Consider the following 17,155-nt stretch of genomic DNA (forward strand, 5'->3'; position numbering starts at 1 on the left):
GAGCGCCGCAAAGCATGCCGGATATGCTCGAACCATGGCAACAGCCCGTCGCACCCGACTTCGCCCGGAGGAACGCCGCAACCAGCTCGTGGCGCTGGGAGTGGCCACTCTCGCGGACCGACCGCTGGCGGACGTGACCGTCGAGGAGATCGCCGCCGAAGCCGGTGTCTCGACGGGTCTCGTCTACTACTACTTCGGCTCCAAGAACGGCCTGCACCACGAGATCGTGCGCCGCGCGCGCGACTCGATGCTGCACGCCTCCGAGCCTCTCGCGGAGCTTCCGCCGGCCGAGCGTCTGGTCAGCACGCTGACCCGGCTCGTCGCCTACGTGCGGGAGCACGGCCCGACCTTCTACTCGCTGGTCCGTGGTGCGGCCAGCGGTGACGAGGAGGTGCGTGCCGTCATCGAGGACGCGCGTCGGGAGCAGACGGAGCGGGCCATGGCCGTCCTCCTGGAGCTGGGAGTGCCCGAGTCGGAGCTCCTGCGCGTGGCGGTCCGCTCCTGGGTGGCCCTCGCCGAGCAGGCGCTGGTCGACGGCGGTATCAACTCCGACCTCACCGACGAGGAGCTCGTCGGCTATCTCGAGCGCAGCCTCGGCGGCGTCGTCGCCGCCGTCGTGCCGGGCGCCTCGGAGGCGCTGTTCGGGGTCCCGTCGGCGAGCTGACCGCTCCGTCAGAGCGCCTTGACCATGAGCATGCAGGGGTTGTCGGCCCAGAGGTCGGGAAACTCCTCGACCGGGTGGAAGCCGCAGGCGGTGTAGAAGGCACGGGTCCGGTCGAAGTCCGGGTCGGACGCCGACGGCCCGAACGTCTTCACGCTCAGCAGGCGCACGCCCTGGGCCCTGAGGTCGTCCTCCACCCGCCGCATGAGGGTGCGCCCGATGCCCCCGCGATGGTGCTTGCGCCGGACGGCGAGCAGGTGCACCTCCGCCGACGTCGGGTACCGCTGGTCGACGAGCAGCACGCCGAGCACGTCCTCGGACGGGATCTTTCCGCCGTCGGCCTCGATCGCCGGTGCCGGGGCGCTTCCGGGAGGCGCGGCCTCGGGCGCCGCGACCGCCACATAGTTGGGGAACTTGGCCGCCGCCTCGACGTACTCGTGCGTGAACCGGTCAATGCCGAACCATTCCGGCAGCTCCCCGAGGATGTCGTGCGCGGCATCCGATCGGCCGAGGGTCCTGACCACGGTAAACGTCCCAGACACGCGGCCTAATTTAGACCGGACGAGCCGGCTTCACCCGCTGAACGCGAATACGCCGAAGTAGAACCGTGGCGAGATAGAACTAGGGCGAAGTAGAACGCTGGCTCGCGTTCTACTTCGCCCCAGTTCTATCTCGCCAGAGTTCTATCTCGGCGGGTTTCGCTCGGCGGGAGGGTCGGGAGGTCAGCCCTGGTTGCCGAACCACTCCTGCATCCAGTCGGGGATGTTGTTCGGTGCGCTCTGGTCCGAGCCGGAGCCCGAGCCGGAGTCCGGCGACTGCTGGCCCTGCTGGCCCTGGTTCTGCTGGCCCTGGTCCTGGGTCGCCGACTCCTCCTTGACCGCGAGCGTCACGGTGACCTCCTGGGTCTTGCCGTCGCGCACCACGGTCAGCACCGACTCGTCCCCGGCCGTCTTCTCCCGGACGAACGCCGTGAGGGACGCCGAGCCGTTCACCGGAGCACCGTCGATCGCGACGATCACGTCGCCCTGCTGGATGCCAGCCTTGCCGGCAGGCGAGTCCGGGGTCACCTCGGCGACGCCCGCGCCGCGCCGGGTGACGTCGTCGGCGGTGGCCGTGGCGTCCTGGAGCGAGACGCCGAGGAAGGCGTGCTCGGCAGTGCCGTCGGCCTTGAGCTGGTCGCCGATCTGCGTCGCCTGGTTCGACGGGATCGCGAACCCGAGGCCGATCGAGCCGGAGCCGCCCGACGACATCCCGCTCGACAGCGTGGCGATCGACGACGTGATGCCGATGACCTCGCCCGACGCGTTGAACAGCGGCCCGCCCGAGTTACCGGGGTTCACCGCGGCGTCGATCTGGATGGCGTTGGTGACCACCTGGTCCGACCCGTCCTCGGCGCTGGCCGTGACCGGGCGGTCCAGTGCGGACACGATGCCCGTCGTGGCGGTGTTGGCCAGACCCAGCGGGTTGCCGAGCGCCATCACGGGCTCCCCCACCACGACGTCGGAGGAGTCCCCGAACTTCGCGGGCTTGAGGTCCGACGGCGGGTCGGAGAGCTTGACGACGGCGAGGTCGGTGGTCGGGTCGGTACCGACGATGTCGGCCTCGTACACCCGGCCGTCACTCAGGGTCACCTGGACCTTCTGCGCGTCCGCGACCACGTGGTTGTTGGTCAGGACGTGGCCTTCGGAGTCCAGCACGACGCCGGAACCCTCCGCGCCGCCGCCCTGGCTCTCCACCTGGATCGCCACCACCGACTCCTGCACCGCGGACGTGACGGCCGTCCAGTCCGGGTTGTCGACGGTCGAGCTCTTCACGGGCACGTTCTGGCTGGTCGTCTGCCCCACGTCGGCCAGGGAGGCGGCGCCGTCCGAGCCGTCGGTGAGCGAGATCGCGCCCGCGGTACCGAGGCTGGCCAGCAGGGCGGCAGCCGCTGCTGCGCTGACCACGGGAACCCAGGCGCGGTTCTTCGCCCTCGTCTCGCCCGACGCCGTGACCGTCGCCGGGGCCGCGTACGGGTTGACGTACCCGGGCGCCGGGCTCTGCGCGGGTGCCGGGCTCTGCGTGGGCACCGGGTGCGACGGCTGGGCGGGGTGCGAGGGCTGCGCGGCGTTCGAGGACTGCTCAGCCGCCGCGTTCTGGGCCGGTGCGGGCGCAGGTGCCGGTGCGGGCGCAGGCGCCGCGGCCGGCAGCTGGTGAGTCGGCGGCGTCGCGGGCGGCAGCTGCTCGGTGGGCTGCGGCACGTGCGGCTGCTGTTCCGGCTGCGGAGTGGTGCTGTTCTCGTCGGTCATCGTGACCCTCCTTGAAGTCAGAACCAGTTGACACCCCGATCCTTGCTTCAACCTTGGACGAGTCTGTGAGTTCGCTGCGAGCCCTCACTCCTGGACGGCGGCCACTATGCGGCGCGTCAGCTCGATGGACTCCGCCTGGCGGTCCGCCCTGGGCACCCGTACCTCGATCACCTGGATCCCGTGACTGGGTGCCTGCAGCGCGTGGCGCAGGGTCGGCACGTCCTTCACGAGCTGGTGGTCCACGCCGTACCCCGCGCACAGCTGCGCCAGGTTCGACCCGTGCGGCGTCCCGAAGACCCGCTCGAACGTGGCGTTCGCCGCGTTGCCGGTGGCGGCGAGCGCGCCGTGCTCCAGCGTCGCGAAGATCGAGCCGCCGTCGTCGTTCACCACCACTATCTCCAGGTCCACCGGGGTCTCGTCCGGTCCGCGGAGCAGGCCGCCGACGTCGTGCAGGAACGTGAGGTCGCCCAGGAGGGCTCGGGTCCGCAGACCACGGCGGGCGGCGGCGAGCGCGACGCCGACCGCCGTCGACACCGTGCCGTCGATGCCCGCGAGCCCGCGGTTCGCGAGGACCGCCGGGCCGGGGCCGTCGAGGCCCAGCACCAGCTCGAGGTCCCGCACCGGGTTGGACGAGCCGACCACCAGCAGGTCGTCCGGCCCGAGCACTGCGGCGACCGCGCGGGCCACGGAGAGTGCGGTCGGTCCGCCGAGGACCGCCTCGTCGGAGGTCACGTCGTCGAGCACCTCGGAAGCCCGCGCGCCCGCGGCACGCCAGCGCTCCAGGAACGCGGACGGCGGCGGCGTGGACGTCTCGAACCAGGCGGGCGACACACCCGGCAGCACCACGGCGGCGTTGCGGGCGGCGTCGGGCCACGGACCGGCACCCGGCGCGACGACGGAGACCGTCACGTCGGGGCGGCCGAGGAGCCGCTGCACCGGCCGGGAGAGCGTCGGCCGGCCGAGGACCACCACCTGCTCGATGCTCCCGGCGAGGTCCTCGGACCCGAGCAGCGCCCGGTAGGCCGCGATGGAGTTGGGCCCGCCCGTCGCGCCCGACGACGGCTCCGCGAACAGCGGCCAGCCCTGCACCTCCGCGAGCTGCCGGGCATCGGTGCCCGCGCCGTCACCCGCCACGACGACCGTGTGCGCCGGGTTGCCGGGCAGTGCGGGCGACGCGACGTGCTGCAGCATGGCGGGCACGACGAGCGGCGGGTCGGGCTTGGGGTAGCCCTCCTGCGCGGTGTCCGCGGGCAGCCCCGGCAGCGGGGCCGACGGCGTCAGCGGGTCCCGGAACGCCAGGTTGAGGTGCACCGGACCGGGATGCCCCGACCGGAACCCGAGGGCCGCGCTGACCGCGCGCGCCGTGACGCTCCGCAGATCGCGGAGGTCCTCGGCGGTCGGGACGCCGGGCTCGGTACCCGGCTCCCCTGCCGCTCCCTGACTCGGCGCCGGCACGTCGACGGCGAACCGCACCGCCGAACCGAAGATGCCCACCTGGTCGGTCGTCTGTGACGCCCCGGTACCGCGCAGCTCGTGCGGCCGGTCGGCGGTGAGCAGGATCAGCGGCAGCCCGGTGTGGCTCGCCTCCAGCACCGCCGGGTGCAGGTTCGCGACGGCGGTCCCCGACGTCGTGACGACGGCGACCGGGGCGCCCTCCGCACCCTTCGACAGACCGAGCGCGAGGAATCCCGCCGCTCGCTCGTCGATCCGGACGTGCAGCGTGAGGCGGCCGGCGTCGGCGGCCTCCGCCACCGCGTAGGCGAGGGGCGCGCTGCGCGAGCCGGGCGCGAGCACCACGTCGGCCACACCCCGGCTGACCAGGTCGGCAACCAGTGCGCGGGCGGCGGTGACGGCGGGCGGGATCGTCATGCGTCCTCCAGGATCCGGGTCAGTCGGTGGTACCGCGCGAGCCAGCGCTCGGCGGTCAGGTGGTCGGCCGCCGCGGCCGCGAGCGCCCGGGGCGAGGGTTCGGGGCGGCGGACGGGGAGTGCGCCGTCGACCGGGAGCAGTGGCTCGGCGACGACGTCGTGCACCAGGAGCTGGGACGTCGCGAGCCCGCAGGCGTAGGGCAGCTCGGGGAGGGCCGCGGCGAGGGCGACGCCGGCGGCGAGCCCCACCGAGCTCTCCAGCGCCGACGAGACGACGACCGGCAGCCCCACCTGTTCGGCGAGGGCGAGGCAGGCGCGGACGCCGCCGAGGGGCTGGACCTTGAGGACGACGATGTCGGCGGCCTCCTCGCGCACGACCCGCAGGGGGTCGGACGCGCGGCGGATGGACTCGTCGGCCGCGACGGGCACGTCCTGCTTGCGGCGGACGAGGGCCAGCTCGTCGACGGTGGCGCAGGGCTGTTCCACGTATTCGAGCCCGCCGGCCGCGCGGTCGATCTCGGCCAGGTGGGCGAGGGCTTCGTCGGGGGTCCAGGCGGCGTTGGCGTCGATCCGGATGGCGCCGTCGGGCCCGAGGGCCTCCCGGACCGCCGCGACCCGTTCGACCTCAGCGGACACCGGTTCGAGCGTCCCGTCGGGCCCGCGCTGGGCGACCTTGACCTTGGCGGTGCGGCAGCCGCCGGAGGCCAGGACGATCTCCCGGGCCCGCTCCGGCCCGACGGCGGGCACGGTCACGTTGACGGGGACGCTGCTGCGGACGGGCTCGGGCCAGCCGGTGAAGGCCGCCTCGTGCGCGGCGCGCAGCCAGGTCGCGGACTCGGCGTCGTCGTAGTCCCAGAACGGCGACAGCTCGCCCCAGCCGGCAGGCCCGCGCAGGAGGATTCCGTCGCGCACGTCGATCCCGCGGAAGCGGGTCCGGAGGGGCGTGGACCAGACGACGGGCTCACCGATCAGCAGCACAGGCCCAGGCTAACGACCTGCACGGCTACTTGGTCTCGTTCGGATGATGCGTGTGGACGTCGAGGATGTGAACTACACCCGCTGCGACGTAGAACCAGATCCGCGCCCCGCCAGGCAGCTCGTACTGCCACCTGTCATGGACCTGTCCGGCACGCTCGACGGTTGCCAGTTCGAACTTGAGCTGATGGCAGATCTGTGATGACGCATGCGGAGTCCGCGTGAGAAAGTCCCACGCGTCGGCCAGCGCGTTCCGCTTTGTCGCCGCGACGTCGAGCCAGCCCTTCTGAGCCTGCTTGCTCGCGAAGACGATCGTGTACTCGTTCTTCTTGATGGGACGAGGTACTGCGGCCTCTCGCACCATCACGGCCGCTCAACGGCGATCGCCTCGTCCAGCCAGTCGTACTCCCGGTCAGGCCCATGGCCCGACGCGTACGCCTCAGCCGTCGACTGCCACGCGCCGACCTCGACCTCGAGCGGCTCGAAGACCGACACGGACGCACAGGCTCGGGCCACTTGGGCCAGCTCGTTCGCGCAGTGAGCGCGTCCGGCCGGCGGGAGAAAACTCATCCACGGAAAGAATCGCCCGAGCCGCTCCGCAAAGCCCTCCGGGCCTTCACCTACAGCGGCCGCGATCACCTGGGACGCGAGCGCGAGCCCAGCCCGGTTCTGCTCATACACGCTCTGCCGCTGCAGGACCAGTGGTTCCCCGTCCCGGCGCGTGATCATGACAGGGCCCCGGTCAGCCGCAGCCGCGACCTTCTTGGAGTCGCGTGAGAGATCGGAGAACCGCACCGTCTGAGCAATCGGTCGAACATCCATCGTCCCATAGTTCAGAACATGTTCTGAACTGTCAAGCACAAGCGCCATCGTTCCTCCTGCATTTGATTGTCGGGTGAGCACCCGAGAACGAACCTACGTCGGGCCACAGACACCCTTGAAGAGTTATCCACAGGGCTGCAGCGAAATGACGTGTTACGCGACCCGATGTCCGTCGATACTCCAGGTGTGGCCCCGATGAACGATGACAGTGCTCGACGCGGCCCGACGCCCCGGCCATCCCTGACCGGTCTGGTCGGACGCGGTCTCGGTGGCGTCCCGCCGACGGCCCTGGTCCTGCTCGGCATCGTCAGCGTCCAGCTCGGCTCCGCACTGGCCAAGCAGCTGTTCAGCGAGGTGGGCAGCTTCGGGACCGTCGCGCTGCGGCTGTTCTTCGCCGCGGCGATCCTGCTGCTCCTGTGGCGACCCTCGCCACGCATGAGCCGTCAGGCGTGGACCGTGGTGGTCGCTTACGGCCTGACCCTCGGCCTGATGAACCTGTGCTTCTACCTGGCGCTGGACCGGCTCCCGCTGGGGATCGCGGTCACCATCGAGTTCCTCGGGCCACTCACGGTGGCCCTCATCGGGTCGAGGCGCTGGCTGGACGCGCTCTGGGCGGCGCTCGCGGCGGCCGGCGTCGTCCTGCTCATGGGCGGTGGCGGCGAGGTAAACCTGATCGGCCTGCTGTTCGCCCTCGGCGCGGGGGCGTGCTGGGGCCTGTACATCGTGGTCAGCGCGGCGCTTGGCCGCCACACCACGGAGGGCAACGGCCTGGCCCTGGGCATGATCGTCGCCGCGCTGGTGGCGGTCCCCATCGGCGTGGTCGACAGCGGAGCGGCGCTGGTTCAACCGTGGGTCCTGGTCGCAGGGCTCGGTCTGGCTCTGTTGTCGTCGGTGCTCCCGTACTCGCTGGACCTGGAGGCGCTGCGCAAGATGCCGCCGCGCGTCTTCGGCATCCTCATGAGCCTCGAACCAGCCATGGCGGCCCTCATCGGCCTCGTCGTGCTCCAGGAGCTGCTGCACTGGTCGCAATGGATCGCGGTGCTGTGCGTCGTCATCGCCTCGGTGGGCGCCACACGCGGCTCGCGCCCCGAGATCCGGCCGGAGGACCTCGCAGCGAACCAGGACCTGGACCGCCGGACCTGAGTACCTGGATCGCTACGCGGTCCCGTCCACAGGCGCGTCGTCGCGGTGGGCGCCGTAGTACTCGGACTGGCGGCGCATGAGCTCACGCATCGAGGTGTCCCTGTCGACCCCGTACACGGTGCCGGGGAAGTCGAGCTCGCGCTGGATCGCCCAGATCTCCTCGTGCTTCTCCGGCGGCAGGATGGTTGCCGGGTCGCCCACCGCGATCCAGCCGATCGGTACCACCGCGCCCGGGTCCACCACTGTGTTGACCTGCACCACGCCGTGGATGCGCACCTCGGCGCCCGCCCCGATGACGCTGCCCGGGAACAGCGCGGCGCCGGTCGCGATGAACGCCTCGTCCTCGACGGTGCTGCCGTTGACATGGGCGTGCGGGCCGATCAGCACCGCGGACCCGATCTCCGCCGGATGCCCCTGGCGCCCCCGCACGAGCGCGTTCTCCATGACCACGGTGTCCGCCCCGACGATCACGGCGCCGTCCTCGGCGGTGAGCACCGCGCCGTGCAGGATCCGCGCACCGGCCGCGATGCGGACGTCGCCCACGAGCGTCGCCGACGGGGCGACGTATGCCGACGGGTCGATGGAGGGTTCTAGACCGCGATGGCGGATGAGCATGTGAGGGTCCTCTCGTCGCCGCCACGATAGAGGCTGCCACGCCCTCCGCGGCCCCGAACTAGGCTTGCTCGCGTGACCACGAGCACCGAACTCCCCAAGCAGGTCTCCGAGACGTTCGACCCGCAGCGCTGGCGCGCGGTGTCGGGCTTCGAGGACCTGACCGACCTCACGTACCACCGCGGCGTCGACCGCACCGGCCCCGAGCCGCGCGACCTGCCCGTGGTCCGCATCGCGTTCGACCGCCCCGAGGTCCGCAACGCGTTCCGCCCGCACAGCGTGGACGAGCTGTACCGGGTGATGGACCACGCACGCATGACCTCCGACGTCGGCACGGTGCTCCTGACCGGCAACGGACCCTCCCCCAAGGACGGCGGCTGGGCGTTCTGCAGCGGCGGCGACCAGCGCATCCGCGGCCGCGACGGCTACCGCTACGCGGAGGGCGAGAACGCCGACACCATCGACCCGGCCAAGGCCGGCCGCCTGCACATCCTGGAGGTGCAGCGCCTGATGCGGACCATGCCGAAGGTCGTCATCGCGGTGGTGGACGGCTGGGCCGCAGGCGGCGGGCACTCGCTGCACGTCGTCGCCGACCTCACCGTCGCCTGCCGCGAGCACGGCAAGTTCAAGCAGACCGACGCCGACGTCGGCTCGTTCGACGCCGGGTACGGCTCCGCCTACTTCGCCCGCCAGATCGGCCAGAAGCGCGCCCGCGAGGTCTTCTTCCTCGCCCGTGAGTACTCCGCCGACGACGCCGAGCGCTGGGGCTCCGTCAACGAGGTCGCCGAGCACGAGGACCTGGAGGGGCTGGCGCTCGAGTACGCGAAGATCATCGCCGGCAAGTCGCCGCAGGCCATCCGGATGCTCAAGTTCGCGTTCAACGCTGCCGACGACGGCATCGCCGGCCAGCAGGTCTTCGCCGGTGAGGCGACGCGGCTCGCGTACATGACGGACGAGGCGGTCGAGGGCAAGGAGGCGTTCCTGGAACGTCGCGACCCGGACTGGTCGGCGTTCCCGTACTACTACTGACGGCGCGCACCGCGGCGAGGATGCACCGGCGTCAGTCGTCGTCCGGGGCACGCCCGTCCGAGGTGACCAGGACCGGCGTCGCCTCCACGCGGAACTCCTCGGCACCCAGCGCCCGCGCCAGCTCGTCGGACCCAGTGAGCACGACGACACCCGGGTAGCTCGCCAGGATGCGCTCCAGCCGAGCACGCCCCTCCTGGTCCAGATCACGGTCCAGGTCGGCGACCAGAAGCAGCGGCGGCTCCCCGTAGATCGCGCGGGCGAGCGCGAGCCGCGCCCGTTCGTCGGTGGTCAGCGGTTCCCCGCCGGAGCGCAGCACGGTGCGCAGCCCGTCGGGGAACCGGTCGGCGGAGAGGCCGACGGCTTCGAGGACGGCGAGGGCCGTCTCGTCGTCCAGGTCCGGACGCCGGTAGCGCAGCGCACGGCGCAGCGATCCGCGCTCGAACACCGTGCCCCTCGTGGCGAGCCCGACGAGCGCGCGACCACGCCCCGGGGCGACGGCCCGCAGGTTCTCGCCGCCCACCCAGATCTCGTCGGCGACGCCGGACGGGGTCGCGTCGAGCCCGACGACCCGGCGCATCAGGCGCAGCGGCGCCCCCAGGTCGTCGCCGGTCAGCCGGATCCGGGCGCCGGCGTTCCCCCGCAGGGGCTCGCGGGTGAGCCCCGGGACGGCGACGTGCACCAGGCCGGGCGCGTCCGCGCCGTCCGGCACAGGGGCCGACGACGCGGCGTCGCGGGCCTGCTCGTACTCGGCGCGCCGTCGTGCGGCGTCGGCGAGCGCCGGGCCCAGGACGGCGCGCGCGGCCAGGTAGGTCTGGCGGTACTCGACGATCCGGCCGATGTCGATGATCGGCGTCGACGCGATACCCGCGATCGCCATGGCGGCCATCGTGACGGCGGGGTCGATGCCGCGGATGACGCCGACGGCCGCGACGGCCAGCGTGGCCAGCATCGCCGCCACGGTGCCGCCGGCCCGGATCAGGCCGACGATCGCGGACCGGTCGACCGCCCGGTCGACGACGACGTCCGACGCGGAGTCGATGTGGCCGAGCTCGCGACCTGCGCCGCGCGCCGCGATGATCCCCGGCGCGGCGCCCACCGTGTCGGCGATCCGCGTGGCCATGCGCCCGCGGGCCCGCCGCAGGCTGCGCGACCTCAGGTACGCCGTCCGCGCCCAGGGCACCATGACCGTAGCGAGCACACCGAGCGGGAACAGGAACCCGAGGCCGAGGAACGGGTCGATGATCGTGAGGCCCACGACGGAGCCGAGGATCAGCGGGATCCCCGCGGCGAGCGGTCCGACACCCTGCGACACCCAGTTGCGCACGCTGGAGAGATCGTTGGTGGTCCGGGCGACCGTGATCCCGAGATGGGTGCGGCTGCCCGGGGTGAGCTCGGCCTCGACCAGGTCACGGCGTACGTCGCGCACGTAGTCCTGGCCGAGCCGTTCGGCGGCGATCCGCTCCTCCACGCGCAGCCCGCCGAGCGCCACGGCGGCCGCGACGATGCTGACGATCACCACCGCCATCGGCCACGGGCTGCCCCCACGGAGCTGCGTGAGGGTCCAGGCGCTGACGGCGCCGAGCGCGGCCTGGCCGAGGCCAAGGGCGACCAGGCCGGCCACCCAGCCGCGTCGGCCCCCGGTGTAGATCTTGGGGAGCTGGGCAGGCTCCGGCTCAGGCGACGGCATGTCCGCCCCGGTTCTGCCCAGCGGGAGCCAGGCCCGCCGCAGCGAGCGCCACGGACGGCAGGCACAGGTCGTACGTCGGCACGACGCCGACATCGAGCGCGGCGCGCGCCTCCGCGGTGGCGAGCGGCGAGGCGGTGAGCACCCCGGACACCACCGAAGGCTCGCAGCCCAGCGCCCGGAGCGCCGCTATCCCGCCACTCGCGCCGAGCGCGTCCCCGGCGGCGAACACCACGCGGTCGACCACCGAACGGAAGGCGTCGTCGGTGAGGAGGCGGCTCGTGTCGCCCTGGAAGATGCCGTCGGCGATCTCGATCAGGACGACGTCGGGGGTGCCGCGCCCGGTCGGGGACGCCAGCACGTCCGTCATCGTCGCGAACACGTCCCGGACCTCCTCGAAGGAGAGGCCGAACGTGCTGGGGAAACCGAAGTCGGTGAAGTCGACCACGCGAGCCGCGCCCGCGTCGGTGTAGTGGTGCGCGTCGTTGCCCGCGCCCGTGCCGGTCGCCTTGCCCGCGTGGACGGTGAGGCCGGCCTCGGTGAGACCGCGGGCGAGGCAGGCCATCGTCGTGGACTTGCCGGAGTTCATCGACGTACCGACCACCGCGACGACGGGAACCCGCACCGCGGAGCCACCGGCGAGCGCCGCCGCGCGCACCGCGTGCGGCGCGAACCGCGCCAGGTTGACCACCCGGATCGCACGGGAGAGCAGCCCGATCGGCTGGATCACCGTGGCGTCGTCGATCGCCGCGTGCTGGTCGACGACGCGCGAGGCGAGCCCGCCGGCGGCCGCGAGATGGCACTCGCCGAGGTCCTCGGGGATGACGGCGAGGAACTGGTCGGCGGCGTACCGCGACCCGTAGGCCACGACGATCTCGTCACCCTCGAACAGGATCTGGCGGCGCGACACCGGCGACTCGAGCCGCTTGTGCTGGCCGATCGTCACCACCCGGGCCAGGACGACGTCGCCTGCTCGCGGCGCTCGCGCCGGGTCGGTGATCAGGTCGAAGGCGCCAGGGTCCTCCTCGATGGCCGTCGCGACGAACCGCGTGGAGTAGGCCTTCTTGGCCCGCAGCAGACGGCCCGCGAGCGGGTCGGACGTCCCTGCTCCGGCGGCCGCTGCCCGCAGCGGGGCGACGACGGGGTGCGGGGCGTAGCCGCGCAGGTCAGGGGACGTGTCGAGGATGCTCATGACGGCCACGCTTTCTGGTCGAGGGACGCTGAGGTGCAACACCGTCACTCAACTCGGCCGGTATGAACCGGTCATGAGACCCGGATGATAGGTCTCTCATCGGGGCGCCCGCCGCATCGTGCTCCGGCACCCTCGACGCACGCTTACGCTCGTGAGGTGGCCCCGACCGACCCTCTCCCCGACGCTGTGCCCGACCCCGTGGGCAGCGTCGTCCGCGCCGTCCGGGACGCCCTCGACGGCGGCCCCGCGTACGCACCGCAGCCCCGCCTGTCCGACGTCGACGCGCCGCCCGGCACCGCGCTCGTGCTGCGGACCTCCGGTTCCACGGGAAACCCGCACGAGGTGGCGCTGAGCGCCGCCGCCCTGCGCGCCTCGGCGGACGCCACGCACGAGCGGCTCGGCGGCCCCGGAAGCTGGCTGCTCGTGCTCCCGCCCACCCATGTCGCCGGGGTCCAGGTCATCACCCGGTCCCTCATGGCGGACGGCGCGCTGTACCCGCACACGCTCGACCGCTTCACCGCCGCGGGGTTCGCGGCACTCGCCACCGACTTCGCCGGCCGCCTGGCGCACGGCCGGCGCGCGTACGTCTCGCTGGTCCCCACCCAGCTGCACCGCCTGGTCGCCGCGGCCGACGACGGCGACGGCGCAGGCCTCGACGCCCTCGCCCGGTTCGACGCGGTGCTCGTCGGTGGTGCGGGCGCACCGGCGCCCCTGCTGGCCGCCGCCCGGGCCGCGGGCGTCCGGGTCGTCACCACGTACGGCATGTCCGAGACGAGCGGCGGCTGCGTGTACGACGGCGTCCCGCTCGCCGGCGTGCGGGTCCGTCTGGCCGACGCCGAGGCCGACGCCGAGCCGGGGTCCGGCCTCACGCCCGGGTCCGCCCCGGGAACCGGCGTCGTCGAGCTGTCCGGCCCGATGCTCGCCGAGGGCTACGTGGGTGATCCCGATGCCACCGCCGCTGCCTTCCGGACCGACCCGGACGGCACCCGCTGGTTCCGCACGTCCGACCTGGGCCGCCCGGACGAGGGCCGGCTCACGATCCTCGGCCGGGCGGACGACGTCATCCTCACCGGCGGCGTCAACGTCGCCCCGGCGGCCGTGGAGGACGCCATCGCCGAGCACCTCGCGAGGCTCGGCACCCCCGGGGAGGCCTGCGTCGTCGGCGTGCCCGACGCCGAGTGGGGCCAGGCGGTCGTCGCCGTCGTCGCGACCGGGCCGGCCGCCCAGGGATCGCCGGGCGACCCGGGCCCCGTCCTGACCGACGGCGGCGGTGAGCTGCTCGCCGGGGTGCGCTCCGCCGTCGGCCAGCGGCTCGGTGCCCCCGCCGCGCCGCGGCGCGTGTACGTCACGGACGCCCTGCCGACCCGCGGCCCCGGCAAGACGGACCGCCGGGCGGTGCGGGACGCCGTCGTGCGGGCCGAGCGGGAGGCTGCCCGGGAACCCGTGCGACCATGACTTCGTTCCTCCGCCAGGGCCTCGAACAGGCTCGGACCTGGTACGTCGAACCTGCTGGGCGCGAACCCTGTCGTCCACGGATGCTGGTCACACCTCACGAACGAAGGACACGCTGATGGCGACTGCCGCCGAGTGGATCTCCGGGGCCCGGCCCCGCACGCTGCCGGCGGCAGCGGCCCCGGTGATGGTGGGTACCGGCGCGGCCGCGCAGGTGGACGCCTCCGCGTGGCTGCCCGCGCTGCTCGCGCTGGGGGTCGCCCTGGCCCTGCAGATCGGCGTCAACTACGCCAACGACTACTCCGACGGCGTCCGCGGGACCGACCTCGACCGGGTGGGACCCATGCGGCTCACCGCCTCCGGCGCCGCCGCGCCCGGCAGCGTGAAGCGCGCCGCCTTCGCCTCGTTCGGCGTCGCCGCCCTGCTCGGCCTGGCGCTGAGCGCCGTCTCGGGTCACTGGTGGCTGCTCGCGGTCGGCGCGGTGTGCGTGGCCGCGGCCTGGTACTACACGGGCGGCAAGAAGCCGTACGGGTACCGGGGACTCGGCGAGATCGCCGTGTTCGTGTTCTTCGGCCTGGTCGCGGTGCTCGGCACCACGTACACGCAGGCCGACCGCATCACCTGGCCGGCGGTGCTCGGCGCCGTCGGCGTGGGCCTCATCGCGTGCGCGCTGCTCATGGTCAACAACCTGCGCGACATCCCGACGGACGTGCTCGCCGGCAAGCGGACCCTGGCCGTGCGGCTCGGCGACCACCGGGCCCGCCGGGCATACGTGGCGATGCTGTGGGTCCCGGTGCTGCTCGGTCTGGTGTGCGCGTTCTGGGCACCGTGGTCGCTCGTCGTGCTGCTGCTGCTCGGGCCGGCCATCCTGCTGACCATCCCGGTGCTCGCCGGGGCCCGCGGCAAGCTGCTGATCCCCGTGCTGGCCGGTACGGGCCTGTACGAGCTGGGCTACGGCCTGCTGCTCTGGTTCGGCCTCTCGATCTGACCCTCGCCCGGTCGGATCGAGGGTCGGGCGGCAGGGCCGGACGGACGGGTCAGTCCGTCTGGAGCTTCCTGTCGACCTCGGCGTCCTCGTGGGCCGCGTCGGCGTCGGCCTTCGGGAAGACCGCGCGCTCGGCGGCGCGACGGTCCGTCCGTGCGGCGATCCACCGCGTCGCGGCGTCCCGGGGCTTCGTCAACGTCAGGTACGACAGCGCCAGCGCTACCACTACCGCCACCGTCGGGAGCAGCCAGCCCCGTAGCCCGACCAGGTAGAGAAGGCCGAGGGTCGCGCCGAACAGCGCGAGGCGGAGCAACGTGTAGGTCAGGAGGGGCACCCTCCCATCGTAAGCCGGGCCTCGGTCACACCCGGCCACGAGTTCACCCGTTCGGCCCGGCGCCTCCGGCATCCGCCCCACTAGGATCCAGCGCATGCCCAAGCTCGTCTTCTTCCTCCTGTATCTCGCGCTCGTCGTCTACGCGCTGGTCGACGTCATCCAGGCGGAGGAGGAGGACCTCGGCGGGATCCAGAAGGGCTTCTGGGTAGTCGCCATCGTGTTCCTCCCGCTGGCGGGTTCCATCGCGTGGCTGGTGGTGAGCAACACGGCCCGGAGCCGCCGGAGGAGCTCCGGCCAGCAGGTCACCGGGTTCCCGGCCGGCCAGCCGGCGCCCGCCCGGTACGAGCGCCGGACCCGCTCCTGGGAGCAGGACGCCGCGCCCCTCGCGCCCGAGGACGACCCCGAGTTCATCTGGCTGATGGAACAGGCCAAGCGCAAGCGTGAGCGCGAGGCTCGTGAGGGAGCCGGTCGCACCGAGGACGCCGCGCCGGCGGACGTGCCCACGGACGTGCCGACGGACCTACCCACGGACGCGGACACGGACGGGCGGCAACGCGGCGAAGGTCACGTCGAGGGCTGACCCATCCCCGCCGTCCCGCCGTAGGCTGGGGCTATGCGAAACATCCTCCTGATCCTGGTAACCGTCGGCCTCATGGCATATGCCCTGGCCGACGTCTGGGGCTCTGACGAGGACGAACGCGGCGGGCTGCCCCGGTGGCTCTGGGTGCTCCTGATCGTGCTCCTGCCCCTGCTGGGCGCGATCTCGTGGATCGTCGTGCGCGTCGCGGCCCGTCGGTCGGGCAAGGGCCCGTCGGCCCCCGGCACCGGTCCGAGCGGTGGCGGCAGCCGTCCGACGCCGTCGCCGCGGTCTCCCCGCCCCGGACCGCGCCGTCCCGCCGGCCCCGTCGCCCCGGACGACGACCCCGAGTTCCTCTGGCGCCTCGAGCAGGAGAAGCGCAAGCGTGAGCGCGAGGCGCGCGGCACCCGGGACACCCAGGACGACGACGTCTGACCACTCTGACGCCGAAGTAGAGCGGGCGTCCGGACACTCGCTCTATCTCGCGACCAGTCGATGGCCGAGATAGAGCGAGTGTCCGGACGCCCGCTCTACTTCGCGGAGGCCTACAGGCCCGAGTAGGAGTGCTTGCCGTTGAAGACCAGGTTCACGCCGGTGAAGTTGAAGAGGACGCAGGCGTAGCCAGCAACCACGAACCAGGCCGCGCGGGTGCCGGACCAGCCGCGCGTCGTGCGCGCGTGCAGGTAGGCCGCGTAGACGACCCACACGATGAAGCTCCAGACCTCCTTGGGGTCCCAGCCCCAGTAGCGGCCCCAGGCGTCCTCGGCCCAGATGGCGCCGCCGATGAGCGTGAAGGTCCAGAGCACGAACGCGACCGAGTTGAGCCGGAACGAGAGCGACTCCAGGGCCGACGGCGCAGGCGTGTGGTCGAGCCAGCCCCAGTGCCGGCTGCCGAGCAGCACCGAGCCGTTGTCCCGGCCGTCCCGCAGGAGCTGCAGCACCGACGTCACGAACGCGACGGTGAAGATGCCCGTCGCGCAGATGGCGACGCCGACGTGGATCACGAGCCAGTACTTCTGCAGGGCGGGCTGCACACCCATCGCCGCGACGAAGAACTGCTGCTGCGCCAGCACGAGGAACAGCACGCCGAGCCCCGTCACGAAGGCGCCGAGGAACCGCACGTCGCGCCGGACGTTGACCCCGGCGAACACCGCGACGGCCACGAAGGTACCGACCAGCGTGAACTCGTACATGTTGGCCCACGGTGTGCGGCCCGCGGCGATCCCGCGCAGGACGATCGCGGCGAGCAGCATCGCCGCCGCGAGCCAGGTCACCGACATGCCGACCTGGGCGAGCCTGCGGTTCACCGGCCCGGGGGCCTCGGCGGTGGTGTCCGGGCCGTAGGGCGAGACGACGTCGGAACCGGCGTCGGCGGCCGCGACGGCCACCTTCTCCCGGCTCCTGGCCGCGTCCCGCGCGTCGACCTTGGCGCCCGACAGGCGCGAGAGGTCCACGGCGAACGCGACGAGCGCGACGGCGAGGGCCGTCGCCGCGCCCCAGACGAGCAGCACACTGAGGTTTGCCAGCTCCATG

The 17,155-nt window shown here is 72.8% G+C and carries 18 protein-coding genes; 7 read left to right on the forward strand and 11 right to left on the reverse strand.

Going from position 1 to position 17,155, the window contains the following annotated elements; all coding sequences use genetic code 11:
- The first annotated feature begins 34 nt into the window (after positions 1-34).
- Positions 35-664, forward strand: a complete 630-nt coding sequence (locus ACNYC2_RS24970) for a TetR/AcrR family transcriptional regulator (RefSeq protein WP_419704334.1) — start codon at positions 35-37, stop codon at positions 662-664.
- Positions 665-672: 8 nt separating this feature from the next.
- On the opposite strand, the gene ACNYC2_RS24975 is transcribed toward ACNYC2_RS24970, so the two are convergent.
- The 6 genes from ACNYC2_RS24975 to ACNYC2_RS25000 form a co-directional block, all read right to left on the reverse strand.
- A complete protein-coding gene (locus ACNYC2_RS24975; RefSeq protein WP_419704335.1) occupies positions 673-1,203 on the reverse strand; it encodes a GNAT family N-acetyltransferase in 531 nt (176 codons plus the stop codon).
- A gap of 180 nt (positions 1,204-1,383) precedes the next feature.
- Complete coding sequence (locus tag ACNYC2_RS24980) at positions 1,384-2,949, reverse strand: S1C family serine protease (protein WP_419704336.1); 1,566 nt, start codon at positions 2,947-2,949, stop codon at positions 1,384-1,386.
- A gap of 84 nt (positions 2,950-3,033) precedes the next feature.
- Complete coding sequence (gene menD / locus ACNYC2_RS24985; protein ID WP_419704337.1) at positions 3,034-4,818, reverse strand: 2-succinyl-5-enolpyruvyl-6-hydroxy-3-cyclohexene-1-carboxylic-acid synthase; 1,785 nt, start codon at positions 4,816-4,818, stop codon at positions 3,034-3,036.
- Positions 4,815-5,795, reverse strand: a complete 981-nt coding sequence (locus tag ACNYC2_RS24990) for an o-succinylbenzoate synthase (protein WP_419704338.1) — start codon at positions 5,793-5,795, stop codon at positions 4,815-4,817. Before ACNYC2_RS24990 ends, menD begins: the two co-directional genes overlap by 4 nt.
- 25 nt (positions 5,796-5,820) lie before the next feature.
- Complete coding sequence (locus ACNYC2_RS24995; protein WP_419707900.1) at positions 5,821-6,156, reverse strand: hypothetical protein; 336 nt, start codon at positions 6,154-6,156, stop codon at positions 5,821-5,823.
- On the reverse strand, positions 6,156-6,662 hold the full coding sequence (locus ACNYC2_RS25000) for a type II toxin-antitoxin system Phd/YefM family antitoxin (protein WP_419704339.1): 507 nt from the start codon (positions 6,660-6,662) through the stop codon (positions 6,156-6,158). The genes ACNYC2_RS24995 and ACNYC2_RS25000 overlap by 1 nt, the downstream gene beginning before the upstream one ends.
- 147 nt (positions 6,663-6,809) lie before the next feature.
- Here ACNYC2_RS25000 and ACNYC2_RS25005 point away from each other — a divergent pair, with 147 nt between their 5' ends.
- Positions 6,810-7,757, forward strand: coding sequence for an EamA family transporter (locus tag ACNYC2_RS25005; protein WP_419704340.1), 948 nt, complete (start codon positions 6,810-6,812; stop codon positions 7,755-7,757).
- 12 nt (positions 7,758-7,769) lie between these two features.
- Here ACNYC2_RS25005 and ACNYC2_RS25010 read toward each other — a convergent pair whose 3' ends face one another.
- Entirely contained in the window at positions 7,770-8,372 is a 603-nt protein-coding gene (locus ACNYC2_RS25010) for a gamma carbonic anhydrase family protein (protein ID WP_419704341.1), read from the reverse strand.
- Between the two features lie 72 nt (positions 8,373-8,444).
- Between ACNYC2_RS25010 and ACNYC2_RS25015 the strand changes: the two genes are divergently transcribed.
- Entirely contained in the window at positions 8,445-9,398 is a 954-nt protein-coding gene (locus tag ACNYC2_RS25015; RefSeq protein ID WP_419704342.1) for a 1,4-dihydroxy-2-naphthoyl-CoA synthase, read from the forward strand.
- Between the two features lie 31 nt (positions 9,399-9,429).
- Here ACNYC2_RS25015 and ACNYC2_RS25020 read toward each other — a convergent pair whose 3' ends face one another.
- Together ACNYC2_RS25020 and ACNYC2_RS25025 are read right to left on the reverse strand one after the other, a co-directional pair.
- Entirely contained in the window at positions 9,430-11,085 is a 1,656-nt protein-coding gene (locus ACNYC2_RS25020) for an ABC transporter ATP-binding protein (protein WP_419704343.1), read from the reverse strand.
- Positions 11,072-12,274, reverse strand: a complete 1,203-nt coding sequence (locus ACNYC2_RS25025; RefSeq protein WP_419704344.1) for a DUF1611 domain-containing protein — start codon at positions 12,272-12,274, stop codon at positions 11,072-11,074. The genes ACNYC2_RS25020 and ACNYC2_RS25025 overlap by 14 nt, the downstream gene beginning before the upstream one ends.
- Before the next feature lie 156 nt (positions 12,275-12,430).
- Between ACNYC2_RS25025 and ACNYC2_RS25030 the strand changes: the two genes are divergently transcribed.
- The gene (locus tag ACNYC2_RS25030; protein WP_419704345.1) at positions 12,431-13,729 is read left to right on the forward strand and encodes an AMP-binding protein; all 1,299 of its coding nucleotides are present in this window, start codon (positions 12,431-12,433) and stop codon (positions 13,727-13,729) included.
- A gap of 115 nt (positions 13,730-13,844) precedes the next feature.
- A complete protein-coding gene (locus ACNYC2_RS25035) occupies positions 13,845-14,714 on the forward strand; it encodes a 1,4-dihydroxy-2-naphthoate polyprenyltransferase (protein WP_419704346.1) in 870 nt (289 codons plus the stop codon).
- Between the two features lie 49 nt (positions 14,715-14,763).
- Here the strand turns inward: ACNYC2_RS25035 and ACNYC2_RS25040 are convergent, their stop codons facing one another.
- On the reverse strand, positions 14,764-15,045 hold the full coding sequence (locus tag ACNYC2_RS25040; protein WP_419704347.1) for a DUF4229 domain-containing protein: 282 nt from the start codon (positions 15,043-15,045) through the stop codon (positions 14,764-14,766).
- Positions 15,046-15,139: 94 nt separating this feature from the next.
- Here ACNYC2_RS25040 and ACNYC2_RS25045 point away from each other — a divergent pair, with 94 nt between their 5' ends.
- Positions 15,140-15,625 carry a PLD nuclease N-terminal domain-containing protein gene (locus tag ACNYC2_RS25045; protein ID WP_419704348.1) on the forward strand — a complete coding sequence of 162 codons (486 nt, stop codon included), beginning with the start codon at positions 15,140-15,142 and terminating at the stop codon, positions 15,623-15,625.
- 33 nt (positions 15,626-15,658) lie between these two features.
- Positions 15,659-16,057, forward strand: coding sequence for a PLDc N-terminal domain-containing protein (locus ACNYC2_RS25050; RefSeq protein ID WP_419704349.1), 399 nt, complete (start codon positions 15,659-15,661; stop codon positions 16,055-16,057).
- 110 nt (positions 16,058-16,167) lie between these two features.
- Here ACNYC2_RS25050 and ccsB read toward each other — a convergent pair whose 3' ends face one another.
- Complete coding sequence (gene ccsB / locus ACNYC2_RS25055) at positions 16,168-17,154, reverse strand: c-type cytochrome biogenesis protein CcsB (protein ID WP_419704350.1); 987 nt, start codon at positions 17,152-17,154, stop codon at positions 16,168-16,170.
- Position 17,155: the final 1 nt, after the last annotated feature.

Source organism: Promicromonospora sp. NFX87, assembly GCF_048564965.1.
Classification (GTDB): Bacteria; Actinomycetota; Actinomycetes; order Actinomycetales; family Cellulomonadaceae; genus Promicromonospora.